This is a genomic window from Streptomyces sp. NBC_00158, assembly GCF_045160885.1.
Classification (GTDB): Bacteria; Actinomycetota; Actinomycetes; order Streptomycetales; family Streptomycetaceae; genus Streptomyces.
The window spans coordinates 6,708,960-6,727,708 of the sequence record NZ_CP108161.1; the positions used below are offsets into that span (position 1 = coordinate 6,708,960).

16 protein-coding genes are annotated in these 18,749 nt (G+C 75.5%); 7 read left to right on the top strand and 9 right to left on the bottom strand.

Going from position 1 to position 18,749, the window contains the following annotated elements:
- Positions 1–62: 62 nt before the first annotated feature.
- The gene (locus OG553_RS30750) at positions 63–1,124 is read right to left on the bottom strand and encodes a cation diffusion facilitator family transporter (protein ID WP_405982104.1); all 1,062 of its coding nucleotides are present in this window, start codon (positions 1,122–1,124) and stop codon (positions 63–65) included.
- 160 nt (positions 1,125–1,284) lie between these two features.
- On the opposite strand from OG553_RS30750, the gene OG553_RS30755 reads away from it, so the two are divergent.
- The 3 genes from OG553_RS30755 to OG553_RS30765 are packed head-to-tail and all read left to right on the top strand — an operon-like array spanning position 1,285 to position 5,267.
- Complete coding sequence (locus OG553_RS30755; protein WP_405982105.1) at positions 1,285–3,645, top strand: FHA domain-containing protein; 2,361 nt, start codon at positions 1,285–1,287, stop codon at positions 3,643–3,645.
- Positions 3,646–3,654: 9 nt separating this feature from the next.
- On the top strand, positions 3,655–4,308 hold the full coding sequence (locus OG553_RS30760) for a hypothetical protein (protein WP_405982106.1): 654 nt from the start codon (positions 3,655–3,657) through the stop codon (positions 4,306–4,308).
- Complete coding sequence (locus OG553_RS30765; RefSeq protein WP_405982107.1) at positions 4,305–5,267, top strand: serine/threonine-protein kinase; 963 nt, start codon at positions 4,305–4,307, stop codon at positions 5,265–5,267. The genes OG553_RS30760 and OG553_RS30765 overlap by 4 nt, the downstream gene beginning before the upstream one ends.
- A gap of 28 nt (positions 5,268–5,295) precedes the next feature.
- Here OG553_RS30765 and OG553_RS30770 read toward each other — a convergent pair whose 3' ends face one another.
- Positions 5,296–6,537 carry a streptophobe family protein gene (locus tag OG553_RS30770; protein ID WP_405982108.1) on the bottom strand — a complete coding sequence of 414 codons (1,242 nt, stop codon included), beginning with the start codon at positions 6,535–6,537 and terminating at the stop codon, positions 5,296–5,298.
- 137 nt (positions 6,538–6,674) lie between these two features.
- On the opposite strand from OG553_RS30770, the gene OG553_RS30775 reads away from it, so the two are divergent.
- Positions 6,675–8,102: a DUF6777 domain-containing protein gene (locus tag OG553_RS30775; protein WP_405982109.1), complete on the top strand. Its 1,428-nt coding sequence runs from the start codon at positions 6,675–6,677 to the stop codon at positions 8,100–8,102.
- 12 nt (positions 8,103–8,114) lie between these two features.
- A complete protein-coding gene (locus OG553_RS30780) occupies positions 8,115–10,184 on the top strand; it encodes a SpoIIE family protein phosphatase (protein WP_405982110.1) in 2,070 nt (689 codons plus the stop codon).
- A 6-nt stretch (positions 10,185–10,190) separates the two neighbouring features.
- Here OG553_RS30780 and OG553_RS30785 read toward each other — a convergent pair whose 3' ends face one another.
- From OG553_RS30785 to OG553_RS30800, 4 genes are all read right to left on the bottom strand, one after another.
- Positions 10,191–11,030 carry a DUF4328 domain-containing protein gene (locus tag OG553_RS30785; protein ID WP_405982111.1) on the bottom strand — a complete coding sequence of 280 codons (840 nt, stop codon included), beginning with the start codon at positions 11,028–11,030 and terminating at the stop codon, positions 10,191–10,193.
- Between the two features lie 173 nt (positions 11,031–11,203).
- The gene (locus OG553_RS30790; RefSeq protein ID WP_405982112.1) at positions 11,204–13,126 is read right to left on the bottom strand and encodes an ABC transporter permease; all 1,923 of its coding nucleotides are present in this window, start codon (positions 13,124–13,126) and stop codon (positions 11,204–11,206) included.
- A gap of 132 nt (positions 13,127–13,258) precedes the next feature.
- Positions 13,259–14,089 (bottom strand): molybdate ABC transporter substrate-binding protein, encoded by an 831-nt coding sequence (gene modA, locus OG553_RS30795; RefSeq protein ID WP_405982113.1) that lies wholly within the window; start codon positions 14,087–14,089, stop codon positions 13,259–13,261.
- 139 nt (positions 14,090–14,228) lie between these two features.
- Positions 14,229–14,624: a molybdopterin-binding protein gene (locus OG553_RS30800; protein WP_405982114.1), complete on the bottom strand. Its 396-nt coding sequence runs from the start codon at positions 14,622–14,624 to the stop codon at positions 14,229–14,231.
- Positions 14,625–14,758: 134 nt separating this feature from the next.
- Between OG553_RS30800 and OG553_RS30805 the strand changes: the two genes are divergently transcribed.
- A complete protein-coding gene (locus tag OG553_RS30805; protein WP_405982115.1) occupies positions 14,759–15,193 on the top strand; it encodes an RNA-binding S4 domain-containing protein in 435 nt (144 codons plus the stop codon).
- Between the two features lie 276 nt (positions 15,194–15,469).
- Here the strand turns inward: OG553_RS30805 and OG553_RS30810 are convergent, their stop codons facing one another.
- The 3 genes from OG553_RS30810 to dhaK are packed head-to-tail and all read right to left on the bottom strand — an operon-like array spanning position 15,470 to position 17,527.
- A complete protein-coding gene (locus OG553_RS30810) occupies positions 15,470–15,877 on the bottom strand; it encodes a PTS-dependent dihydroxyacetone kinase phosphotransferase subunit DhaM (protein WP_405982116.1) in 408 nt (135 codons plus the stop codon).
- Positions 15,874–16,491 (bottom strand): dihydroxyacetone kinase subunit DhaL, encoded by a 618-nt coding sequence (gene dhaL / locus OG553_RS30815; protein WP_405982117.1) that lies wholly within the window; start codon positions 16,489–16,491, stop codon positions 15,874–15,876. Before dhaL ends, OG553_RS30810 begins: the two co-directional genes overlap by 4 nt.
- A gap of 37 nt (positions 16,492–16,528) precedes the next feature.
- Entirely contained in the window at positions 16,529–17,527 is a 999-nt protein-coding gene (dhaK, locus tag OG553_RS30820; protein WP_405983184.1) for a dihydroxyacetone kinase subunit DhaK, read from the bottom strand.
- 180 nt (positions 17,528–17,707) lie between these two features.
- Here dhaK and OG553_RS30825 point away from each other — a divergent pair, with 180 nt between their 5' ends.
- Positions 17,708–18,748: an MBL fold metallo-hydrolase gene (locus tag OG553_RS30825; protein WP_405982118.1), complete on the top strand. Its 1,041-nt coding sequence runs from the start codon at positions 17,708–17,710 to the stop codon at positions 18,746–18,748.
- Position 18,749: the final 1 nt, after the last annotated feature.

An 18,749-nucleotide genomic window follows, 5' to 3' on the forward strand; every position in this document is an offset into this window, starting at 1 on the left:
TCAGTGATCGGGCCGTCCGCCGGGGGCCGTGCGCGGGGTGCGCGCGGGTCAGTGCGCGCGGGTCAGTGCGCGTGCGGCCCCTCGCGGTGCACCGGCCCGTGGGCGTCCGCGCAGTGCGGGTCCGCGCCCTCCGGGTCCTCGCCCGGCCGGCCCACCGACAGCAGGGCGTCCTGGACGTGGTCCACCTGGAGGGTGGTGTGCGTGATCCCGTACTCCTTCGCCAGCAGCAGCTCCAGCTCCCGGCGCACCGCGTGGCAGTCGCCCTCCTCCTCCACCAGCACGTGCGCGGACAGGGCCGCCTGCCCGGAGGTGATCGTCCAGATGTGCAGGTCGTGCACCTCGGTGACGGGCACGTGGGCGACGAGGCGGTCGCCGACCGCGTCCGGGTCCACGTGTGCCGGCGCGGCCTCCAGGAAGATCCGACCCGACTCGCGGACCAGCCCGTAGCCCGCCTTCACCATCAGCACCACCACCACGAGCGTGGCGATCGCGTCGGCCTGCACGAAACCGGTCGTCAGCACGATCAGACCGGAAACCGCCGTCCCGATGAACGCGAACAGGTCGTTCAGGATGTGCTGGTAGGCGCCCTCCACGGCCAGCGAGGACCGGTTCGCCCGCGAGATGCACCAGGCCGCGCCCACGTTCACCACGATCCCGGCCAGCGCCGTCACCAGCACCACCCCGCCCTCCACCGGCGGCGGGTCCAGCAGCCGCTGCACCGCCTCGTACGCCAGCCACGCCCCCAGCAGCAGCAGGGTCAGCCCGTTGGCCTGCGCGGAGAGTATCTCCGCCCGCTTGAGGCCGTACGTGAACCCGCCCCGTGCCGGACGCGCCGCCAGCCGCATCGCGATCAGCGCCAGGACGATCGAGACGGCGTCCGTCAGCATGTGCGCGGCGTCGGAGATCAGGGCCAGCGACTGGGCCATCACGCCGATGACCACCTCGACCGCCATGAACCCGCCGATCAGGGCGAGCGCGATCGCCAGCCAGCGGCGGTCGGCGTCCGGGTCCACGCCGTGGCTGTGCCCGCCGGGACCGTGGCCGTGCCCGTCGTGCCCGTGCCCGGTGTGGTCCGCCCCGGTGCGCTCGTGCTCGTGGTCGTGGTCGTGGTCGTGCCGGCTCATGGCTTCCCCCGTTTGTTCGGTTCCGACGCGTGAAGTGAAGCGCACCGCGACGAGATCGGCAAAGGCTGCAACGGGGACCGTTGTCATTACCCATAAGAAGCCCCTGACCTGCGGTGATGTCCCTTCTGCCGGTTGCGGCGGTTCATGGGAAAATCTGTCCATGGTCCAGCGGCCCGGTGCGGCGACCGCGCCCGAACTCGTCCTGGAAACCGCCATGGGCTCCACCGAGATGAGCCCGGGACGGTGCTACCGCGTCGGCCGCGACCCCCTCTGCGAGATCTGCCTCGACGACGACCGCGTCTCCTGGCACCACGCCGTCCTGCGCCCCGAGGGCGACCACTGGACCCTGGAGGACGAGGGCAGCACCAACGGCACCTGGGCCGACGGCCACCGCGTCCGTGAACGGGCCGTCGGACCCGGCAGCGAACTGCGCTTCGGCAGCGCCCAGGACGGCCCGCGCGCCCTCATCAGCAGCCGTACGCCGCCCCCGGCCGCCGCGTCCCGCCCCTCCCGGGTCGCCGACCCGGCCACGACCGGGACCTTCCGCAGCCCCACCAGCGTCCGGCCGCTGCCCGCCCGCACCACCGTCCGCATCGGCCGCGACCCGGGCAACGACCTCGTCATCGACGACCTCGTCGTCTCCCGCAGGCACGCCGAACTGCGCGCCCTCGCCGACGGCACGTACGAGATCGCCGACCTCGGCAGCCACAACGGCACCTACCTCAACGGCACCCCCGTCGACGTCGCCCCCGTCGCCGACGGCGACATCGTCGGCATCGGCCACAGCGCCTTCTGCCTCGTCGGCGACCAGCTCCAGGAGTACACCGACACCGGCGAGGTCTCCCTCGACGTCCAGGACCTCGCCGTGGCCGTCGACCACGGCCGCAAGACCCTCCTCGACCACGTCTCCTTCCCCGTCGGCACCAAATGCCTGCTCGCCGTCGTAGGCCCCAGCGGAGCCGGCAAGTCCACCCTCCTCGGCGCCCTCACCGGACTGCGCCCCGCCGACCACGGCACCGTCCTCTACGACGGCCGCGACCTCTACCGCGACTACGCCGAACTGCGCTCCCGCATCGGGCTCGTCCCCCAGGACGACATCCTGCACGCCCAGCTCACCGTCCGCCGCGCCCTCGCCTACGCCGCCGAACTGCGCTTCCCGCAGGACACCGGCAAGGCCGAACGGCTCGCCCGCGTCGACGAGGTCATCGGCGAACTCGGCCTGGAACAGCGCGCCGACCAGCCCATCCACAGCCTCTCCGGCGGCCAGCGCAAACGCGTCTCCGTCGCCCTGGAACTGCTGACCAAGCCCTCCCTGCTCTTCCTCGACGAACCCACCTCCGGCCTCGACCCCGGCATGGACCGCTCCGTCATGCACATGCTGCGCGGCCTCGCCGACGACGGCCGCACCGTCATCGTCGTCACCCACAGCGTCCTCAGCCTCGACGTCTGCGACCGGCTCCTCGTCCTCGCCCCCGGCGGCCGGGTCGCCTGGTACGGGCCGCCCGGGGAGACCCTCGGCTTCTTCGGCTTCGACCAGTGGCCCGAGGCCTTCGAGGCCTTCGAGAACCAGCGGGACCGCGACTGGGCGGCCCAGTACGAGGCCTCACCGCAGCACCGCACCTACGTGGCCGGCCCCGGCCGCCGCCCCCGCACCCCCGACGCCGCGGCCCCCGGCCCGGCCGGCTTCGCCGACCCGCCGCCCCAGGCGCAGAGCCGGCGCTCCCAGCTCTCCACCCTGATCCGCCGCTACGCCACCGCCCTCGGCGCCGACCGCACCTTCCTCGCCATCATGATCGCGCTGCCGTTCGTGATGGGCGCCATGACCCGCGCCCTCGCGGGCAGCGCCCTCACGCAGGAGACCGCGATCAACGCCCTGCTCATCCTGTGCGTCGGCGGCGTGCTGACCGGCGCCGCCAACGCGGTCCGCGAACTCGTCAAGGAACGGGTGATCTACCAGCGCGAACGCGCCGTCGGACTGTCCCGGGGCGCCTACCTGCTCTCCAAGGTGGTGGTCCTCGGCGCGATCACCGTGGCACAGGCCGTCGTACTGACCCTGGTCGGCCTCTTCGGGGTGCGGCTCGGGCCGCCCGGCTCCACCGGGGTCTTCCTGCCCCGGCTCGCCGAGATCACCCTGGCCGTGGCCCTGCTGTCCTTCACCGCCATGATGCTCGGCCTGCTGGTCTCCGCCCTGGTCAGGAAGGAGGAGGTCACCATGCCCCTGCTGGTCCTCCTCGCCATCGTGCAGGTGGTCTTCTGCGGGGCGCTGCTCCAGCTCGACGGCGTACCCGTCATCGGGCAGCTGGCCTGGCTGGTGCCCTCCCGCTGGGCACTCGGCGCCATGGCCGGCACCGTCGACCTCGGCCGGATCGTCCCCGGCACCCTCGCCGACGACCCCCTCTTCGCCCACTCCGCCGGGGTCTGGCTGCTCGACGTCGGCATGCTCGCCGCCCTCTCCGTGCTCTTCGGAGTGCTCGTAGCCCGGCTGCTGCGCCGCCACGAGCCCGCCGTGATGCGGAAGTAGGCCCCGGCGATGACCGGCTCCCCGGAGCCCGCCGGTTTCCACCCCACCCACGTGGTCCCGCAGGACGGGCTGCCCGCCTGGGAGGCCCCCGACGTCTCCCGGCCCACCGCCGCCCTCGACCCCTTCCTCCCCGTCCGGCTGCTGTCCCGGCGCGGCGAATGGGGGGAGATCCTGTGCGCCAACGGCTGGTCCGCCTGGGTCGACGGACGGCTGCTCGTCGCGGTGCCGCAGCCCCCGCCGACCGCCGGCCTGCCCCTCGGACGGGCCGAGGACCCCGACCCCCTCCTCACCCGGACCGCCGACGCCCTCGACCGCTACCGGCGGGCCCTGCGCGAGACCGTCCCCGGAGCCGCCGGCGACGGCTTCCGGCAGGCCGTACGGGGCCTGCGCGCCGGGATCGTCATCGACGGCGAGTCCGTGTGGCTGTACGAGGAGGAGGCCGGACGCTGGATGTACGCCGACGGGAGCCGGCTGACCACCTACGCGGTCGTCTCGGAGCCGGGAGCCCCGCCCGCGGCCGAGCCCGCGCCCCCGCCCGAGCCCGCGCCGGAGCCGGAGCCGGAGCCGGAGGAGTCCGGCGCCGGCGCGGTGGCCGGCGTACGGGAGGCACCGCACGAGCCCACGCGCGTCGCCGACCGCCCCGACGGGGGAGGGAGCCCGTGACGGACGCCCCGCCACCCGCCGGGCGGCCCTCGGAACTGACCGGCACCCGGTTCGCCGGCTACCTCGTCGGGGACGTGATCGGGCGCGGCGGCATGGCCGTCGTCTACCGGGCCCGGGACCTGCGCCTGGACCGGACCGTCGCCCTGAAACTGCTGGCCCCCCAGCTCGCCCGCAACGACACCTTCCGGCAGCGCTTCACCCACGAGTCGAAGGTCGCCGCCGCCATCGACCACCCGCACATCGTGCCCGTCTTCGAGGCCGGCGAGACGGACGGCGTCCTCTACATCGCCATGCGCTACGTCGCCGGACAGGACCTGCGGGCCCTGCTCGACCGCACCGGCCCGCTGCCCGTGGAGACGGCCGCCCGGATCGCCGGCCAGATCGCCTCCGCGCTCGACGCCGCCCACGCCCACGGCCTGGTCCACCGGGACGTGAAACCCGGAAACGTCCTCGTCGCCGAGGGCACCGACAGCGAACACCCCGAACACGTCTACCTGACGGACTTCGGCCTGACGAAGAAGTCCCTCTCGCTCACCGGGTTCACCAGCGTCGGACAGTTCGTCGGGACGCTCGACTACGTCGCGCCCGAGCAGATCGCGGGGAAGCCGGTCGACGGGCGCTGCGACGTCTACAGCCTCGGCTGCGTGGTCCACGAGATGCTCACCGGCGGACCGCCGTTCCGGCGAGAGGACGACATGGCCCTGCTCTGGGCCCACCAGTACGACCCCCCGCCCCCGCCGAGCGGAAGCCGCCCGGAACTGCCGGCCGCGGTGGACGAGGTACTGGCCAAGGCCCTCGCCAAGCAGCCGGGGGAACGGTGGGGCACCTGCCTGGAGTTCACCGGCGCCCTGCGCCGGGCGGGCGCCGGGGCGCCGGGGCGCGGCCCGTCGGACCCCCCGGACGAGGGTCCGCCGCCGGAGCCGCCGCGCTGGGCGCTGCCGGTGTTCCGGGGGCGCTGAGGAGGACGGACCGGGACCGGCCCGGGGCTCAGGGCGCCCGGCCCGGGTGGCGCAGGGGGCGGGCCAGGAGGGCGCCGAGGAAGCCGGCCACCGCGCCCCACAGCACCGCGAGGCCGGTCGTGCGCCACAGGTACGGGGTGAGCTCGACCCGGCCGCCGAGCCCGGTGACGTCCCCGAGCCCCAGCAGCGACAGCCCGAACCGGGCCCGCACCCCGGCCAGCAGGCACACCGTCAGCGTGGCCAGGCCCAGCGCCACCGCCAGGTGCACCGCGTGCTGCCAGGGACGGACCCGGGCGGGGGAGCGTACGGCGGCCAGCACGCCCGTGCCGAGCAGCGCGACGGCGGCCACCACGACCAGCCACCACGCCCGCGGGTCGCGCTGCGCGAGCGAGGCCACGTCGACCGTGGACGGCACGGGGCCGCGCAGGACCTGGTCCAGCAGCGGCGGCACCGGCAGTCCGAACGGCCCCTCGGCCACGCCCCGCCAGGCGCCGCCGAAGCCGACGGTGAGGGCGAGCCAGACCAGGTTCGGCAGTCCGAGCAGCAGCACCGCCAGGGTGTGGGCCGCGTGCCCCCGGGTGCCGGCCGCCACCAGGCCGACGCCGAGGCCGATGACCACGTACGCCAGGAGCAGCACGGCCGTCGCGTGGGCGGCCGGCCGCACCGCCGTGTGGAAGCGGAGCAGGCCGGGCGGGAGCGGGGTGCGGCGGGAGACCAGCAGGGCGATCAGCAACAGGCCCAGGAACCACAGCAGTCCGAAGAACAGGGTGGGTCCGAGGGCGGCCCGGAAGCCCACGGCCGGTGCGGAGTCGAGCAGTTCGCCGATCTCCCCGAGCGGGGAGTCGCCGGTGGACAGGCCGAATGTCTGCCGGGCCAGGAGCGCGAACAGGGTGAGCAGCGCCAGCCACAGCAGCGCCGACCGCCCGGCCCGGCCCAGCAGTTCGCGGGTCCCGGCCACCGCGCGGTGGCGCAGCGGGCGCAGGAACAGGTACCCGGTGGTGAGCGCGCCCGCCAGGCTCACCGAGAGCGGGAGCACGGACAGGCTCGCGTCGGCCCCGGCCAGGAACCCGGCGTCACCGGAGACCTCGACCGAGCCCCCGGCAGCCATCACGACGACCGCGGCGAGCACCCGGGGGAAGGCCCCGCCGGGCAGGTCGCCGGCGCCGGCGCAGGCCAGTCCGGCGGCGGCCACCGCGGTCATCACGGCGAAGCCCGCCACGACGGCGACGAGGGCGTCCCGCCAGGCCCCGGCGGCGGAGGTACGGGTCACCTTGTCACGGTGGCATCCCCGGCTTGCGGTCACCACCTGGACGGCGCACACAATGGTCGGCAGGAGTGCCGGGATTCCCCGGCACTCCTGGGATTCGCGCCATTTCCCCGGATGCGTCCGCCTGGGAAGAGGAGCCCGTGACCACGCAACCCTCCGGCGAGCGGCCGCCCGAGCCGCCGAAGCCGTCACAGCCGCCGTCGCAGTCGTCCCAGCCGCCGGAGCCGTCGCGGCCGTCGTCCGGGCCGCCCACCGGTCCGCCGTCCGGTCCGCTCTCGGGCGGGGGCGGCGAACCCCCGCCGCCCCCGCCCGGCGGGCCCGGCGTCGGGGAGCCGCCCCGGGGGCCCTGGTGGCGGTCGGTGCCGGGGCTCGCCACGGTGGCCGTGGCGCTCGCCGCGGTGGTCACCCTGGTGGTGGTGCTGACCAGGCCGGGTGGCGCCGGCACCCCGCAGCGGGCCGCGGCCGAGGTGTTCCTCCAGCCGGCCGCCGAGGCCGGGCAGGACCCCTTCACGGAGTCCAGCGCGGCGAAACAGGCCACCCCGCCGCCGGAGGTCCCGCCGGCCGGCACCGCCCCGCCCACCGCGCCCACCGGCACCCGCAGCGTCAGCGGCTCCTCACCCGGCCTGTACGGCGGCACGAAGGACGTCGCCAGCTGCGACGTGGAGAAGCAGATCACCGCCCTGACCTCGCAGCCCGCCAAGAACGCCGCCTTCGCCGCGGCCCTCGGCATCCGGCCGGCGGACGTCCCCGCCCGGCTGCGCTCGCTCACCCCCGTACAGCTGCGGATGGACACCCGGGTCACCAACCACGGCTTCCGCGACGGCCGCGCCACCCCCTACCAGGCGGTGCTCCAGGCCGGGACGGCCGTGCTGGTGGACGACCGGGGGGTGCCGAGGGTGCGCTGCGCCTGCGGGAACCCGCTGGGCCCGCCGGTGGCGCTGAAGGCCGATCCGGAGCGGCACGGCCGGCCCTGGTCCTCTTACCGGCCGGCGCAGGTGGTGGTCGTCGCCCCGTCGGTGACGGTCGTGAACAAGTTCGTCATCTACGACCACCACGACAGCCGCTGGCTGGAACGCGACCGCGGCACCGCGCCCCGTCCGGACAGGCCCGTCGAGCCGCCGGTCGGCCCGCCCGTGATCTCGCCGCCCGTCGTATCCCCGCCGGTGGTCTCGCCCCCGGCGTCCTCCCCGGCGACGTCCTCCCCGTCGGAGGTGCTCCCGCCGCCGCTCGTCGTCACGCCGACGGAGCCGCTCGTGCCCCCCACGCGGACCGCTCCGACGACCGCGCACCCGACGACACCACCGCCCGCGACCCCCACTCCCACCCCGACCCCCACCCCGACCCCCACTCCCGCCGAGACGCCGGCCGGCCCGCGGACCCCGCCCCAGACCGCCCCTCCGGCGGACGGGGGCACCCCGACGGCCCCCGCCACCCGGACCTCCCACCCGCCGGCCCTGACCGGCGACCGGACGGCCGTCCCGCCCACCGTGTCGGGCCCGCCGCCGGCCACGCCCCCGACGGACCACCGGACCGGCCCCGAGCACATGCCGAGCCGGGGTGAGGGGTGAGACCCTGGCTGCATGGACCAGCGGGGCCGTACCCCGGAGGTCGATTGGCCCGCGCGGCCCGACCTGAGCCTCGCGCTCAACCGGATGGGCACCTTCGACTGGGACCTCGACAGCGGCCGCCTGCACCTGGACGCCACCGCCCTCGAGGTCCTCGACCTGCGCCCGGAGCAGTTCGACGGCACCCCCGCCGGACTGCGCCGCCGGGTCGTGCCCGGCGACGGGGAACGGCTGGACGGCCGGGTGGAGCGGGCGCTGGAAGACGGCCGCAGCCACTACGGGGCGTACTTCCGCACCCTGCGCGAGGACGGGACCCAGGCCTGGACCCACCTCCAGGGGCACATCCTGCGCGACCCGCACGGCCGCGCGTACCGGGTCATCGGCATCCTCCGCGATGCCGACCAGGACCCCGGGGAGCCCGGCGCGGCGGGGCAGCGCAACGAGGGACGGCGCCGGATGACCGGGGTCGTCGAGCGGACCACCGCGATCCTCGCGCACGCCCGCACCGTGAACGACGTCACCGACGTCCTCAAGGACCCCGAGGCCCTCGGCCACCTCGGCGCCGTCAGCGTCATGCTCGGCATCGTCGACGGCGGCCGGATCCACCTGGTCGCGGAGGGCCTGCTGGGCTCGTACGTACCCGAGATCGAGTACACCCGCATCGACGCGGAGTTCCCGATGAGCGAGGCCGTACGCACCATGCAGCCGGTCTTCCTCGCGTCGCGCGAGGAGTTCCGGCGGCGCTACCCGCTGCTGTGGCCGTACATCGAACCGCTGGCCGTCGGCAGCGGGGTCTACCTGCCGCTCATCGCGCAGGGCCGGCCGGTCGGCGCGCTCGGGCTGCTGTACACCCGTGACGGGGACTTCGACGCGGAGGAGCGCAACCTGCTGGTGGCGCTCGGCAGCGGGATCGCGCAGGGACTCCAGCGGGCGATGCTCTTCGAGCAGGAGCACGACCTCGCCGAGGGCCTCCAGCGGGCCATGCTGCCCCGGGCGATCCCGGAGGTGCCGGGCGCGCTGATCGCCGTACGCTACCGGGCCGCCCGGGTCGGGCGGGAGATCGGCGGCGACTGGTACGACGTGGTCCCCCTCGGCGAAGGCCGGGTCGGGGTGACGATCGGCGACGTCGAGGGCCACGACACGGACGCGGCCGCCGTCATGGGACAGCTGCGGATCGTCCTGCGCGCCTACGCCCTGGAGGGCCACACCCCCGGCACGGCCCTGGCGCGGGCCTCCGCCTTCCTCCGCGACCTGGCGACGGAGCGCTTCGCCACCTGCACCTACGCCGAACTGGACCTGAACACCGGGATGCTGCACATCGTGCGGGCCGGACACCTGGACCCGGTCGTGCGGCGCGGGGACGGCAGCTGCCACCGGATCCAGGTGGTGGGCGGCCTCCCCCTCGGCCTGCCCCCGGGGGAGCAGCGGGGCAGCGGATCCGGCTACCCCGTCACCACCCTCGAACTGCACCCCGGGGACACCCTGCTGCTGTGCACCGACGGCCTCGTCGAACGGCCCGGCGGCGACTCCGAGGCCGGGATGCGGGAGTTCATGGAGGCGGCCGAGCGCGGCCCGGCCGACGTCGAGGAGCTCGCCGACGTGCTGTGCGACCTGGTCGGGGACGCGGGCGGCGGGGACGACATGGCCCTGCTCCTGCTGCGCCGGCGCGGCACCCCCGCCCCGCGCGGCGGCGGGCCGCTGCGCCAGCGCCTGGTACCGGGCGACGCGGACGGCCCGGCGATGGCCCGGCACCTGATCCGGGCGGCGGTGGCCGCCTGGGGAGCCCGGGACCGGGCCGACGAGATCGAGCTCGCGGCCGACGAGCTGATGACCAACGCCCTCGTCCACACCGACGGCGGCGGGCAGGTCGCCCTGCGGCTGACCGCCGCGGGCCGGATCCGGATCGAGGTCGAGGACAGCAGCAGCGCCCTGCCCCGTCGCCGGGAAGCCGACGACTGGGCGGTGTCGGGCCGGGGCCTGCTGCTGGTCGAACGGCTCGCGGACGCCTGGGGCGTGGAGCCCCGGGGCGCCGGGAAGTGCGTGTGGTGCGAGTTCGCCGTACCGGTCCCCGCCGCCACCCGCTAGCGGGTGTCAGACGGCCGCGTACGGGCCCTGAACGGACTTCACCTGCTGCAGGGCCGTCAGCTTGCGGACGAACTGCACCGCGAGGACGGCGGCCGTGACCACCATCGCGTCGGTGACGACGCCGAGCAGCGAGGCGGCGCCGAGGCTCTCCGGGGTCTCGGCGCGGGCGTACACCACGCCGAAGACCCGGTCGAGGACCAGCGACAGCACCCAGACCAGCCACCAGGACGTCACCGGGGCCGTGGGGACGCGGCGGTACGAGCCGTCCGGCGCGAGCTGGACGCTCGCCTCCCAGGTCTCCTTCGCCACCCGGTAGGGCAGGAAGAGGTTGCCGAGGGGGACGAACCAGGAGCCGACGGCCCAGCCGCTCGCCAGGGTGAAGCCGTCGGGGCGGAACACCTGGCCGTTGACGCGCACCCGGTAGAACCAGATGACGAAGACCACGGCGGTGGCGGCCAGGGACAGCCACTGCAGGCCGGCGGCGAGGCCCACCAGCATGTCGGACAGGTCGAGCGTGTCGTCCGGGACCGAGGAGGGGTCCTCGGCGACGTCCCCCATCAGGGACCAGGTGTGCAGGTTGGCGGCGGCCGAGTACACGTTGACCACGGCCGTCCCGAGGAGCAGCACCGTCAGCGCGGTCGCGAGCCCCTGCGGGGAGCGCAGCTGCCGCACGGGCGGCGGCGGGGGGAACGGTTGGGCCTGGCCGGGGTAGGTGCCGGGGTAGGGGGTGCCGGGGAGCGGAGGGCCCGCCGGGTACGGGGTCGCCCCGTACGGGCCGGCCGGGTACGGCGGCTGCGGGCCGGGGCCCTGCGGTGGCGGCGGCGATCCGGGCGCGCTGAAGGACATGGTGAAGGACCCCCCACGGGACGTGCGAAAGTGCGGTGGCGAAAGGGATACCGGCCGGTCGAACGCCGGTACGGCCAGCGCTGAACATATGTCAGCGTCACGTGAACCGTCCAAACCGTTCGCCGCCCGCGCGGCCCCCCGACACCGCCCCGCCGTTCCCTTGCGCCCACCCCCTAGAGCGGTACCAGCGTGACCTCGGTGGCCTTCACGCTCGTCCACACCGGCGCGCCGTCGGCCACGCCGAGCTCGGCGGCGGCCTCCGGGGTGATCTCCGCGACCAGGTCGGGCGCCTCGGCCGAGGCGACGAGCACGCGCAGCCGGCTGCCGGCCGCGGTGACCTCCCGTACGGTTCCCGGCCATACGTTGCGGGGGCTGCCGCCCGGGCGGTCCCGGTGCAGCGACACCGCCTCCGGGGCGATGATCGCCAGGGCCCGCGCCCCCTCCGGCAGCGTCTCCGCCACCACCAGCCGGCCGCCTCCCGCGAGCACGAGCCCCTCGGCGGAGGCCTTCCCGGGCCAGGCGTTGCGGCCCAGCATCCGGGCCACCCACGGCGAGCGCGGATGCCGGGTGACCTCGGCGGGCGGCGCGTCCTGGAGGGTGCGCCCGTCGGCCAGTACGAGGACCCGGTCGGCCAGCGACACCGCCTCGACGGGGTCGTGCGTGACGATCAGGCAGACCCCGCCGAAGCCCTCCAGGTGCCTGCGCAGGGTGTGCCGCACGTGCGCCCGGGTCGTCTGGTCGAGGGCGGCGAGGGGCTCGTCGAGCAGCAGCAGCCGGGGCCGGGCTGCCAGCGCCCGGGCGAGCGCCACCCGCTGCGCCTGCCCGCCCGACAGCTGCGCCGGCCGCCGCTGCGCGAGGTGGCCCACCCCGAGCCGGTCCAGCCACAGCTGCGCCTCGCGGCGGGCCTCGGCGCGCCCGACCCGGCGGGCGCGCAGCCCGTACGCGGTGTTGGCCAGGGCGTTCAGGTGCGGGAACAGCGCCCCGTCCTGCGGGACCCAGGCCACCTGCCGCCGGTGCGGGGGCAGCGCGGTGACGTCGGTGTCCCCGAGCCGCAGCTCGGCGCGGGCGCGCGGGGTCAGGCCGAGCAGGGCGCGGAGCAGGGTGGTCTTGCCGGCGCCGTTCTCGCCCACCACGGCGATGGTGGTGCCGGGCGCGGCGTCGAGGGTGAGTTCGTTGAAGCCGGTGACCTCGGCGTGCAGGGGCCAGCGGCCCTCGTCGGCATGTGTGGCGACGGGCTCCTCGCCGGAGACCGCGGGGGCGGGGGCTTCCGGCGCGGCCGCGGGGGCCGCCTTCGCCGCCACGGGGGTGCCGGTCCAGCGGCCGCGCAGGGCGATGAGCACGCCCATGGCGATGGCGAGCAGCAGCAGCGAGACCGAGGTGGCCGCCTCCGGCTGGTCCTGGAGCAGCAGGTAGACCTGGAGCGGCAGGGTCTGGGTGGTGCCCGGCAGGTTGCCGGCGAAGGTGATGGTCGCGCCGAACTCGCCGAGCGCGCGGGCCCAGGTGAGGGCGGCGCCCGCGATCAGGCCGGGGGCGACCATGGGCATGGTGACCGTGAAGAACACCCGGACCGGCGGGGCGCCCAGGGACGCGGCCGTCTCCTCGTAGCTCTGCTTCAGCCCGCCGAGCGCCCCCTCCAGGCTGATCACGAGGAAGGGCATGGCGACGAAGGTCGCCGCGACCACCGCCCCGGAGGTGTGGAAGGGGAGCGTGATGCCGAAGGAGTCCTCCAGCCACGGCCCGAGGAGCCCGCGCCGTCCGAAGCCGAGCAGCAGCGCGACACCGCCGACGGTCGGCGGCAGCACCATCGGCAGCAGCACCAGCGAGCGGACGAAGGCCTTGCCCTTGAACTCGACCCGGGCCAGCAGCCAGGCGAGCGGCACGCCGAGGAGCAGTGAGAGGCCGAGCGCCCACAGGGACACCAGCAGCGACAGCCTCAGGGCCGTGACCACACCGGGGCTGGTGAGGTGGGCGCCGAGTTCGCCCCACTGCGTACGGGTGAGGATGCCGACGAGCGGCAGCAGCAGGAACGCGACGGCGAGCAGCGCGGGGAGCGCCAGCGTCACGGGGGGCCGGGTGCGGGTGCGGAGTCTGCTCATGGGGTGATGGGGGTTCCTGGTCGGGGCCGGGGAGGGATCCTACGGAGCGTACGGGCGCGGCGCGGGCACCGGACACGCCGAAAGGGGCTGCCCGTCCCCCCGGACCGGGCAGCCCCCTCCGGGCCGTGGCGGCTAGGCCTTCTGGAAGCCGGCGTCCTGGAGGATCTTCTGCGCCTCGGGGCTGCTCAGCCAGGCCACGAACGCGGCGGCGGCCTCGGCGTTCTTGGACTGCTTGAGGGTGGCGGCCGGGTAGGAGGCGACGGCGTTCTGCTCGTCCGGGATGTCCACGGCGACGACCTTGTCACCGGACTTGGTGGTGTCGGTCTTGTAGACGAGGCCGGCGTCGGCCTCGCCCAGCTCGACCTTGCTCAGGACGGCGCGGACGTTGGGCTCCTGGGAGACCGGCTTCACCTCGACCTTCTGGGCGTCGAGGATCTGCTTGCTGTAGCGGCCGACCGGGACCTCGGGCGCCGCGAGGACGACCTTGATCTTGGAGTCGGCGAGGTCCTTGAGCTCGTCGACCTTGAAGGGGTTGCCCTTGCCGGTGGCGATGACCAGACGGTTCTTCGCGATGACGGTGGCGTCGTTGGTCTCGGCCTTCAGACCGTCCATGGTCTTGGTGTCGGCGGTGACCAGCGCGTCGGCCGGGGCGCCCTGCTTGACCTGGGCGGCGAGCTCCTGGGAGCCGGCGAAGGAGATGGTCACCTTGGTGCCGGGGTGGGACTTCTCGTAGGCGGCCTTCGCCGTGTTGAACACGTCGGTGAGGGAGGACGCGGCGAGCACGGTGAGGTTCGCCGCCTTGGCCTCGCCGGAGGCGGGGGCCGAGGCGGAGGGGGAGGCACCGGCGTCCGTCTTCTTCTCGTCGCCGCCGCTGCCGCAGGCGGAGAGGGGCACGAGCAGGGCCGCGGTGAGCGCGGCGGCCGCGATGCGGCGGGTGTTCACGGTGTTCGGGGTGGCGGACATGAGCGGGTGCTCCTCGGTCGGGTCGGCGGCCGGCCGGGTGCCGGGGCCGCGCGGTGGTGACCCGCGCCGGTGACGGGCGGAGCGGGTGGGGACGAGCGGGTGTGGGGGTGAGCGGAGGGGGCCGGGGCCGGGCCCCGGATCAGGCGCGGTCGACGTGCACGCTGGTCGACTTCACGCGGGCGGTGGCCCGCATGCCGACCTCGAGCCCGAGCTCCTCGACGGCCTCGCGGGTGAGGAGGGAGACCAGCCGGTGGGGACCGGCCTGGATCTCGACCTGGGCGGCGACGTCGCCGAGCCTGACGGCCGTGACGATGCCGGGGAAGGCGTTGCGCACCGAGGTGTAGGACTCGCGGTCCTCGGTGTGGGCTCCCTGCCCCACCTCGACGGAGAAGGCCGCCAGGTCGCGGCCGTCGATCAGGCGGCGGCCGCCCTCGTCGCGATGGGTCGCGACCCGGCCGGCGTCGGCCCAGCGGCGCGCGGTGTCCGGGCTGACGCCCAGCAGACGCGCCGCCTGTCCGATGGTGTAGGACTGCATGTGCGACAAGGTAGGGGGCTCAGGCCCGCATGTGCAATTCGTTTGGCTTGATCTCTATCGCATATGCCATGCCGGTTGTGGTATCCGCCAAAATCCGTTCCGTTTCGGGGCCGCCGGATCGCTAGAGTCGGGGCATGGCTGACGCAGGGACGGAGGGACCGTTGACCGGTACGAGGACGGCGGAGACGGGGGCGGCGCCGCTGGAGGCGGGGACCGCGCGGGTGGACGCCTGGATCTGGTCGGTCCGGCTCACCAAGACCCGCTCCGTCGCGGCGACGGCCTGCCGGGCGGGCCACGTGAAGGTCAACGGCGAACGGGCGAAGCCCGCGCAGCAGGTGCGCGCGGGCGACGAGGTACGGCTCTTCCACGCGGGGCGCGAGCGGATCGTCGTGGTCCGCCGCCCGGTGACGAAGCGGGTCGGACCGCCGGTCGCCGCCGAGTGCTACGTGGACAACAGCCCGCCGCCGCCGACCCCGGTGGAGGCGGCGGTGACCGGCATCCGCGACCGCGGCGCGGGCCGCCCGACGAAGCGGGACCGCCGCGAGATGGAACACCTCCGGGGTCGGTAGCCTCCGGGCCGGGCCCCGGACCACCGCCCGCAGGTACGGGGCCGCTGCGCGGGGCGGTCCCCTACCCGCCCTTCCACCGTTCCCAGGGGCTCCGCCCCTGACCCCGTTGCGCTCAAACGCCGCGCGGGCTGGATACGTCCAGCCCCGCCGGCGTTTGAGGCGCGGACCCCCTGGGGGCGGAGCCCCCAGGGGGTCCGGGGCGCAGCCCCGGGGGAACGGGCGAAGGGCGGGGCGGGGAGCAGCCCGCGCAGCGGCACGGCGGAGCCACCGGCAGGGTCACGACTTGCGGTACGCGTACGCCTCCTCGGCCGCCGCCGCCACGGCGTCCAGCGGGGCCCCCGCAGACGCGGCGACCACCGCCGCCACCGCGCCCTCCAGGAACGGGGCGTCCACCAGGCGGGAGCCGGGCGGGAGTTCCTTGTCCTCCAGGAGCGCCTTCACCGTCAGCACCGAGCTGCCCAGGTCCACCAGCAGCGCGACCCCGGCCCCCCGGTCCACGGCCGCCGCGGCCGCCGCGATCCGCTCCGCGCTCGTGCCGAGCCCGCCGTCGGCGGTGCCGCCCGCCGGGGCCACCGGGGCCACCGCCCCGCCCGCCGCGATGCCCCGCGCCAGCTCCGCCACCGACTCCGCGACCCCGGCGCTGTGCGACACCAGCACGATCCCGACCAGCGCCCCGCCGCTCACTCGGCACCCTCCGCCGCGTCGGCCGCGTCGGCCAGCGCGCCCAGCACCAGGGCGGCCGAGGTGGCTCCCGGGTCCTGGTGGCCCACGCTGCGCTCGCCGAGGTAGCTGGCGCGGCCCTTGCGGGCCAGTATCGGGACCGTCGCCAGCGCCCCGCCCTCCGCCGCGTCCCCGGCGGCACGGTAGGACGTACCCAGCGCCGCGACCCCCGGGACCAGCGCGTCCAGCATCGTCTTGTCGCCCGGCGCCGCCCCGCCCAGCCGGGCCACCGCCTCCACGCCCGCGTCCAGGGCCCCGCGCAGCTCCTCGTCGGAGACCTCGGCGGCCTCCCCGAGCTCCTTGCCGGTGCGCCGCAGCAGCGTCCCGTACAGGGGGCCGGACGCGCCGCCCACCGTGGAGATCAGGGTCCGCCCGGCCAGCTGGAGCAGCGCCCCGGGCGCGGCGGCCGGGTCGGCCCCGGCGAGTGCCGTGCGCACGGCCGTGAAGCCCCGCAGCAGGTTGGCCCCGTGGTCGGCGTCCCCGATGGGGGAGTCGAGTTCGGTCAGCCGGTCCGCCTCCCGTTCCACGGCCGCCGCGGCGGCCTCCATCCAGCGCCGGAAGAACTCCGCGTCCCGCATCCCGTCTCCTCCGTCTTCCCGTACGTCCGCCACGCGCTCAGCACCCCCAGCGCAGGGCGGCCGTCCGCACCGGCGCGTCCCACAGCCGCAGCAGTTCCTCGTCCGCCCGGCACACGGTCACCGAACAGCCCGCCATGTCCAGGGAGGTGACGTAGTTCCCGACGAGCGCCCGCGCCACCGGAACGCCCCGCGCGGCCAGGACCGCGGCCACTTCCGCGTGGAACCCGTACAGCTCCAGCAGCGGGGTCGCCCCCATCCCGTTGACCAGCAGCAGCACCGGACCGCCCAGGGGTCCCGTCTGCGCGAGGTCGTCCAGCACGGCCGTCACCGCCACCTCGGCGATCTCCCGCGAGGTCATCATCGCGCGCCGCTCCCGGCCGGGCTCGCCGTGGATGCCCACGCCCAACTCCAGCTCCCCGTCGGGGAGGTCGAAGGTCGGGCTGCCCTTCGCGGGTGTGGTGCAGGCGCTGAGCGCCACCCCGAAACTGCGGGAGGATTCGTCGACCTGCCGGGCGAGGGCGGCGACCCGCTCCAGCGGCGCCCCCTCCTCGGCGGCCGCCCCGGCGATCTTCTCGACGAAGAGGGTGGCCCCCGTGCCGCGCCGGCCGGCCGTGTAGAGGCTGTCGGTCACGGCGACGTCGTCGTCGACGAGCACCCGCTCCACCCGCAGGCCGTCCTCCTCGGCCAGCTCGGCGGCCATCTGGAAGTTCAGCACGTCCCCGGTGTAGTTCTTGACGACGAACAGCACCCCCTGGCCGGCGTCCACGGCACCGGCCGCGTGCAGCATCTGGTCGGGCACCGGCGAGGTGAAGACGGCGCCGGCGCAGGCGGCCGAGAGCATCCCGGGGCCCACGAACCCGGCGTGCAGCGGCTCGTGCCCGGAGCCGCCCCCGGAAACCAGCCCGACCCGCCCGCCGGCCCGCGCGTCCCGCCGCACGACGACCTGCCGCTCCACGTCGACGTCGAGCTCGGGGTGCGCGGCCGCCATGCCGCGCAGGGCGTCGGTGACCACGCTGTCTGGTGAGTTGATGAGCATCTTCACGGAAACCTCCCGGTGCGGTGGAGTCGTGTCGCGACCTGCCGCCGACGGTATGGCAGGCGACCCCGCCGAGGTGGCGGAACGCGGACACGGCGCGCGGCCGGGCGGGCGGTGCGGGGGCGGCGTACGCTCGTCGGCGGGGGCCGTTCCGCCTCCGGCGGCTCCGTGGGAGGAACCGTGGCCGCGCTGGGCGATCCGATCGGGATCGACGACAGGACCGTACTGGTCGTCGGGCGGGAGCTGGACCTCGCGCACGGACGGCCCGACGTGGCCAACGCCCTCGTCCACCGGGCCGGCGACACCCTCGTACTGGTCGACACCGGCGTCACCGAGCCGTTCCGCACCGCGCTCCGGGAGGCCGCCGGCCGGGTCGGCCCCTGGTCCCGGGTGCTGCTGCTGACCACCCACGGGCACCTCGACCACGTCGGCAACAACGACCTGGCCGACGCGTTCGGGGTGCCGGCGGAGCACTACGTCCCCGCCCCCGACCTCGACCAGATGCGGGACCCGGTGGCCTACTGGGCGCGGGCCTTCGAACGCGTCGCCGGACTGGGCGTACTGCCCGCCCCGCCCCGGGAGACCGCCGAGGCGGTGGTCGCGCTCTTCCGGCCGCTGCGCCCCTTCGGCGCCACGACCCGGACCTACGAGGAACGGCCGCCGGAGCGGATCAGGATCGGCTCGCTGCGGTTCGGCGGCTGGACCTTCGCCGACGGCGCGGTCCGCGTGCTGCGCAGCCAGGGCCACTGCGCCGGGCACGTGATCGTTCACCTCCGCGACTGCGGGGTCCTCCACCTCTCCGACGAGGCCAACGGCCCCTGCGGCCCCATGGCCGACGCCGACCAGCTCAAGATCCAGACGGTGCTGGGCTCCGCGGCCCGCCTGCTGGAGGAGGGCGAGGCCGAACTCCTCACCGACGGGCACACCTTCGCCGTGCGCCGGGGCGCCGGGGCGGTGTCCCACCTGGACCGGATGCTCGGCCAGGCGGCCGCCCTGCACGCGGCCGCACTCGAACTGACCGCGGGCCCCGGCCCGGTCCACCCGGACGTGTTCACCGCGGCCTGCGCGGAAGCCGCCACCGCACTGGGCGTCGCGGGCGCCAACCCGAACCCGCTGTTCACGGCGATGATGGCGGTGAACCTCCTGCACGGCCTGGGCCTGCGCCCCGAGTCCCCCGCCCCCACGGCCCCCTGGTCCCGGCCCGGGTTCACCCGCGCGTAGT

Coding starts and splice junctions, on each gene's coding strand:
- dhaK (WP_405983184.1), bottom strand. CDS start 17,527: ATGCTCATCAACTCACCAGACAGCGTGGTCACCGACGCCCTGCGCGGC.
- dhaL (WP_405982117.1), bottom strand. CDS start 16,491: ATGCGGGACGCGGAGTTCTTCCGGCGCTGGATGGAGGCCGCCGCGGCG.
- OG553_RS30750 (WP_405982104.1), bottom strand. CDS start 1,124: ATGAGCCGGCACGACCACGACCACGACCACGAGCACGAGCGCACCGGG.
- OG553_RS30800 (WP_405982114.1), bottom strand. CDS start 14,624: ATGCAGTCCTACACCATCGGACAGGCGGCGCGTCTGCTGGGCGTCAGC.
- modA (WP_405982113.1), bottom strand. CDS start 14,089: ATGTCCGCCACCCCGAACACCGTGAACACCCGCCGCATCGCGGCCGCC.
- OG553_RS30760 (WP_405982106.1), top strand. CDS start 3,655: ATGACCGGCTCCCCGGAGCCCGCCGGTTTCCACCCCACCCACGTGGTC.
- OG553_RS30785 (WP_405982111.1), bottom strand. CDS start 11,030: ATGTCCTTCAGCGCGCCCGGATCGCCGCCGCCACCGCAGGGCCCCGGC.
- OG553_RS30755 (WP_405982105.1), top strand. CDS start 1,285: ATGGTCCAGCGGCCCGGTGCGGCGACCGCGCCCGAACTCGTCCTGGAA.
- OG553_RS30780 (WP_405982110.1), top strand. CDS start 8,115: ATGGACCAGCGGGGCCGTACCCCGGAGGTCGATTGGCCCGCGCGGCCC.
- OG553_RS30805 (WP_405982115.1), top strand. CDS start 14,759: ATGGCTGACGCAGGGACGGAGGGACCGTTGACCGGTACGAGGACGGCG.
- OG553_RS30790 (WP_405982112.1), bottom strand. CDS start 13,126: ATGAGCAGACTCCGCACCCGCACCCGGCCCCCCGTGACGCTGGCGCTC.